Raw genomic sequence first — 5,315 nt, forward strand, 5'->3', positions numbered from 1 at the left:
GCAGTGCTGGCCATTCAATATCCTGTGCAGTTGACGTATCAACACGGTTCAGCAATACCCGATACTTTTTCCATGCTTCCAGCAACGAGATTTCTTCCTCCGTTGCAATTTCCAGATCTGCAGCATCCTGAAGCGGCGTAATATGCTCACTGGCTACCTGCATCAGGTTGTTTTTTGTTTCTTCCGCCTCCCGGATCCGGAACAGTTTTTCTGCTTCCGTATCCTTCACCCAGGCTGTGCCGTTCCACTTCTGAAACTCCCCTTCCGGCGATAACCAGGTAACATTTTCCGGTAACGGACCGAGTTCAGAAATAAATAACGCGTCGCCGGAAGCCACGTCATAAACCGTTTTACCCCGATGATCTTCAACGAGATGCCACGATGACTCATCACTGTTGAAAACAGCCACGAAGCCAGCCGGAATATCTGGCGGTGCAATATCGGTACTGTTTGCTGGCAGACCTGTATGAGGCGGAATATATGCATCACCTTCACCAATAAATTCATTAGTTCCGGCCAGCAGATTATAAATTTTTATGGTCCGTGGTTGTTCACTCATTCTGAATGCCATTATGCAAGCCTCACAATATAGTTAAATGCGATGTTTTTGACGGTGTTTTCCGCGTTACCAGCAGCGTTAACGGTGATGGTGTGTCCATGTGAACCAATCGCAACGGAGTGCGTATGAGCACCAATACCGACAGTATGCGCGTGTGCACCTGCAGATGCTGCTGTGCCGGACAGTGAGTGGCTATGATTACCATCTGTACTGGTATTAGCTAACCACCCCGTAGACATACCTACTGAGCCTTGTACACCCCAGGTATTTTGACCTGAGCTTGTATAACCATATTGATAAGTATCTTTAAAAACACTGGGGTTAAATCGACGGCCATCTCTATGGCTGTGATTACCAGCTGCATTCGTGCTACCACTTAAACTATGGGTATGCGCACCAGTGTTATTCGTGGATTTAGTGCCGTAATCAAACGACGATGTGGTTTTCGTCCCCAAATCCGTACTGGATGCGCTGGCGCTGTGGGTATGCGATTTAATGCCGTCCTGTTCCTGAGACAATACGGCCCGACCACTGGCAGGTTTGCCCTTAATCGTCCAGCCACGCATATCAGGGATCACGCCTGACGGATAAGCCGCTGCAAGTTTCGGGTATGCAGATTTGTCAAAAGTCTGCCCCTGCATCAGGGCATAGCCAGACGGAACGGTATCTGATGGCCACGGGATTGGTGCACCGACTGGATAAAACTCTGCAGGAGGATGAGCCGAGGTGTAAAGCTGCGCCCACGGCGACCAGTTTGCGTCGGTCGTATCCCGTCGTGAACGAATAAATGCCGGAGCATGAGCACCGCTTGTACCACTCCAGCCGATGAGTAACTCACCTTCGCCAACGGCTGTCATCCCTTTCAGGTGAATGATATTTCCATACGCTGTTGGATATCCGTTGTTATACACCTCGTATAACTCAAGACCTGTTGCCCCCTGTGTATTGTCTGTCAGCGCGGTTACCCGACCTTTTGAAGACAGATTAACTGATGATACTGCTGTTCCACCTGACGGTAACGCCCCGATCTCTGATGCCGTTGGCTTATTTCTGGAGTTATAGTCCCTTCGCCAGCCAGGTGAATAATCTGTTCCGTGATTAATATAGGTAAACTGGGCGTTAGTTGTTCCACCACCAGTGGAGGTGGTCGGTGTGGTAATGCGGATCGTCATCGCTGACTTTATCCCCATTACTTCAATGACAGCTCCGGCGAGATGAATATTACCGCAGTCAGTATCAGTAATGATTTTATTATTGCCATAAGACCAGGAACCCTTGCACATCCAGTAGGGATGGTTAAATGCTCCCTGAGAATCCAGCCACTCGATAAACTGTGCAGTCGTCCAGTTTCCTGTTATTGTGCTTACTGACCCACCAAAGGCACGGCAGGCACCAATATTTTTCGTAAAGGTGTCTTTGCCAGGGATATCCGCACCGTTCTGATCTTTCTGCAGACGTTTCTCAGCATTGTCATAGGCTGTTTTTACTGCCTTTGGTGTCGCGGCAAGCGTTTCAGACGTGCTGTTGGTCGCGCTGCTTAGCTGGATTATCCCTTTCTGTGCTGTCGTTGCATCCTGTGCGGTGTATTTCCCGTTAGCCAGGTCATACGCGGCCTTAACGGCTTTTGGTGTTGCCGCCAGTGACTCGGAAGTGCTGTTGGTCGCACTACTGAGCTGTACTATCCCCTTTTTCGTCGTGCTCGCATCCTCAAGCGCCACGGCGGATGCAATATCCTCTGCCCGTTTTGCCGCTGTCTCAGCGCGCGTTGCTGCAGATTCCGCCGTACTTTTGCTCTGTGCTGCCGCCGTCGCACTGCCAGCTGCCTCTGTCGCCTTCGTGGATGCTGTCGTGGCGCTGCCCTTCGCTGCGGACGCTTGTCTGGTCGCCTCATCTTTTGAAGCAGACGCCGATGATGCCGATGACGCCGCCGAACTGGCGGACGATGCGGCAGCCGTTTTTGAGGATTCTGCGCTGGTTTCCGACGCTTTCGCGTTCGTCTCGGATGTCTTCGCTGCGGAAGCAGACCTCGCTGCTGCACTGGCCTGTTCAGTGGCTTCGCCAGCCTTCGTTGTGGCTGTTGAAGCGGACGATGCGGCGCTTTCTGCCGATTTACCGGCGGCGCTAGCACTGGCTGAGGCCTGCCCGGCACTTGTTGACGCTGCACTGGCAGACGACGCAGCCGCTGTTTTTGAGCCTGCCGCAGCTGAGGCACTCTGTCCCGCTGCCGTTTCAGAAGACTTAGCGTTCGTCTCGGACGTTTTTGCCGCCTTCGCAGAATTTGCTGTCGCCGTTGCCGAGGAAGCTGCGCTGCTGGCGCTCGAGGCTGCGCTCGTTTCTGATGATTTTGCCGCCTCTTTTGAAGCCGACGCATCCCGGGCTGAGGTGGCAGCTTCTGACGCTTTCGTGGTCGCGGTGGATGCAGAAGTGGCTGCTGATTGTTGTGACGCTGCCGCATTCGTTTCTGACGTTTTCGCCGCAGCGGCACTGGTGGCCGCCGCGCTTTTTGAGGACTCTGCAGCGGCAGCACTTTTTTCCGCTTCAGTGGCCTTTGTTGATGCCGTTCCTGCGCTGGAAGACGCTGACTGAGCCGACGACGCGGCCTGTCCGGCTGACGTGCTGGCTGCGCGTGCTGAGCCTGCAGCATCAGTCGCATGGGTTGCCGCCTCACGGGCTGATGTGCTGGCATCGCCGGCTGACTTCTTCGCGGCTGCCGTGTTCTGTGCCACCGCAGACGCGTTACGCGCCACCTCTTCCACCATCAGTTCAAAACGGCGCAGTGCCTCAGGACGGGCATCATCCTCCGTCATGGCACCGAGAAAATCATTCAGCGTACCGGGTTGGGAATCTTCATACACGGTGATGGTCCCGGCATGTGACGGCGGGAATCCTTCCACCAACAGAATAACGCTGTACTGACCGTACTCAACGTCCATGCTGTAACGCCCGGCTTCATCCGGATTTTCTGAGGCCAGCGTGTTCACCACCACCGTGGTGCTGTTACGTTTTGCTTTCAGCTGGATTGTGCAGTTCTGTACCGGTTTTCCTGTGCCGTCTTTCAGTACACCTGAAATCTTTACTGCCATATTCACCCCACAAAAAAGCCCGCCTGAACCGGCGGGCTGTCATAACACTGTGTTACCTGGCTAATCAGAATTTATAACCGACACCCACGATAAAACCGTCAGTGCGCCAGTCGCCACTGCCGGAGCCTTCATAAGCAAGGTCAATGGCCACGGATTCGGTCGGGTTAAACTGCACGCCAGCCCCCCACGCCAGAGACGTGTTGCTGTGGCGACCGTCATCACTTCCGGTCAGCACATCGTGCGTTTTCCCCTTGTTGTCAGTTACGCGGAGATAATCCCCGGAGAAAGTCGACACACGGCTGTAAGCCACACCCGCCATCGCATACGCGCTGAACCATTCATTCACGCGCACAGACGGCCCCGCCATTACGCTGAACCAGCGGTTACGAACGGAATCTTCATGCCAGCGGGTATCGCTGTAACGGGTCAGCTGGCGATTCTTGTCTCCTGCATAGCTGAATGACGTCACCAGCCCCAACGTATCCGTAAACTCATAACGGTATTTCACGTTAATCCCGTTCAGATCATCACTGCCGGGGACGTTCGTCGAGGCATGAAGATACCCCGCGCTCAGCGTGGACTGATGTTCAGACGCCCATGCAGGCGCACCGGATACGGCCAGACAAATGGCTGCGGACAAAATTGCTGCACAAACTTTACGCATAATTACCTCTCGCTTTTCTGCAATAAAAAAGGCGTCATTCCTGACGCCCTTTATTGGGGTTATAAATATTTCAACGAATACTGATGCCGGAAGCAGCTTTTTTGGTCACAATCACCGTACAGTCGGTGATATTGCCTGCCCCCTGATTGCCTTTCTGGAAAATCTTAAACTCCAGAGTGACGCTACCACCACCACTAGGCATATCAATAACTGCACTGTAACTACCGGGAATGGCCCCTTTAGTTTCTCTGGATGCGATTAATACGCCGTTTTTGCGAACTTCAAAACCATAACCCGTGTATCGCGTGCCTCCTGGGTTATTTCCGCTCCCCGGATCGTCATACGCTATACCGTTAAAAATAATGGGCGGAATAATAATCTGGCGGTCAAAGTTATGATCATCGCTGATGGTGACTGTAACCGTACCGTCTGGTGTTTCCGTGTTACCCCACGTACCGACTTTTTTCGGGAAGGCTTTTGATACAGCTTTAACGAAATCTCCTCTGACCTGGGTCGCCTCCAGCATGCCCTTAATCGTACAGTTCTGGTTAATCGTGACATTGTTGAGCGTTCCTGAGTTCGCATTCACACTGCCACTGATATCCGCATTTTTAGCGGTCAGCTTTCCGTCTGATGTCAGGGAAAATACCGGAGGACTGCCACCACTGGTAATGGTGGGGGCCGTCAGGCGCTTCAGGAACACGTCGTTCATGAATATCTGATTGCCCTGCGCCACAAACATCGGCGTTTCATTCCCGTTTGCCGGGTCAATAAATGCGATACGGTTAGCGGCAACCAGAAACTGACTCAGTTTGCCTTCCTCCGTGTCCTCCATGCTGAGGCCAATACCCGCGACATAATGTTTGCCGTCTTTGGTCTGCTCAATTTTGACAGCCCACATGGCATTCCACTTATCGTTGGCGTCCTTCCACTCTTTCGAAAACTCCTCCAGTCTGCTGGCGTTATCCTCCGTCAGCTCGACTTTTTCCAGCAGCTCCTTGCCGAGATG

General features: G+C 52.9%; 4 protein-coding genes. All 4 read right to left on the reverse strand.

Annotated features, from left to right (window positions below):
* A partial coding sequence (locus tag HEN21_RS22180) for a tail fiber assembly protein (RefSeq protein ID WP_183082942.1) occupies window positions 1-571 on the reverse strand: 571 nt, incomplete at its 3' end.
* On the reverse strand, window positions 571-3,642 hold the full coding sequence (locus HEN21_RS22185) for a prophage tail fiber N-terminal domain-containing protein (protein WP_078331683.1): 3,072 nt from the start codon (window positions 3,640-3,642) through the stop codon (window positions 571-573). The genes HEN21_RS22180 and HEN21_RS22185, both read right to left, overlap by 1 nt.
* A gap of 64 nt (window positions 3,643-3,706) precedes the next feature.
* A complete protein-coding gene (locus HEN21_RS22190; RefSeq protein WP_183082943.1) occupies window positions 3,707-4,306 on the reverse strand; it encodes an Ail/Lom family outer membrane beta-barrel protein in 600 nt (199 codons plus the stop codon).
* Between the two features lie 70 nt (window positions 4,307-4,376).
* Window positions 4,377-5,315: phage tail tip domain-containing protein (locus HEN21_RS22195; RefSeq protein ID WP_183082944.1), on the reverse strand; the 939-nt coding region annotated here is incomplete at its 5' end.

The organism is Escherichia sp. 93.1518 (genome assembly GCF_013368915.2).
GTDB lineage: Bacteria > Pseudomonadota > Gammaproteobacteria > Enterobacterales > Enterobacteriaceae > Escherichia > Escherichia ruysiae.

What these genes read in the sequence shown, in the direction of transcription:
- HEN21_RS22185 (WP_078331683.1), bottom strand. Translation starts at nt 3,642, where the DNA reads ATGGCAGTAAAGATTTCAGGTGTACTGAAAGACGGCACAGGAAAACCG.
- HEN21_RS22190 (WP_183082943.1), bottom strand. Translation starts at nt 4,306, where the DNA reads ATGCGTAAAGTTTGTGCAGCAATTTTGTCCGCAGCCATTTGTCTGGCC.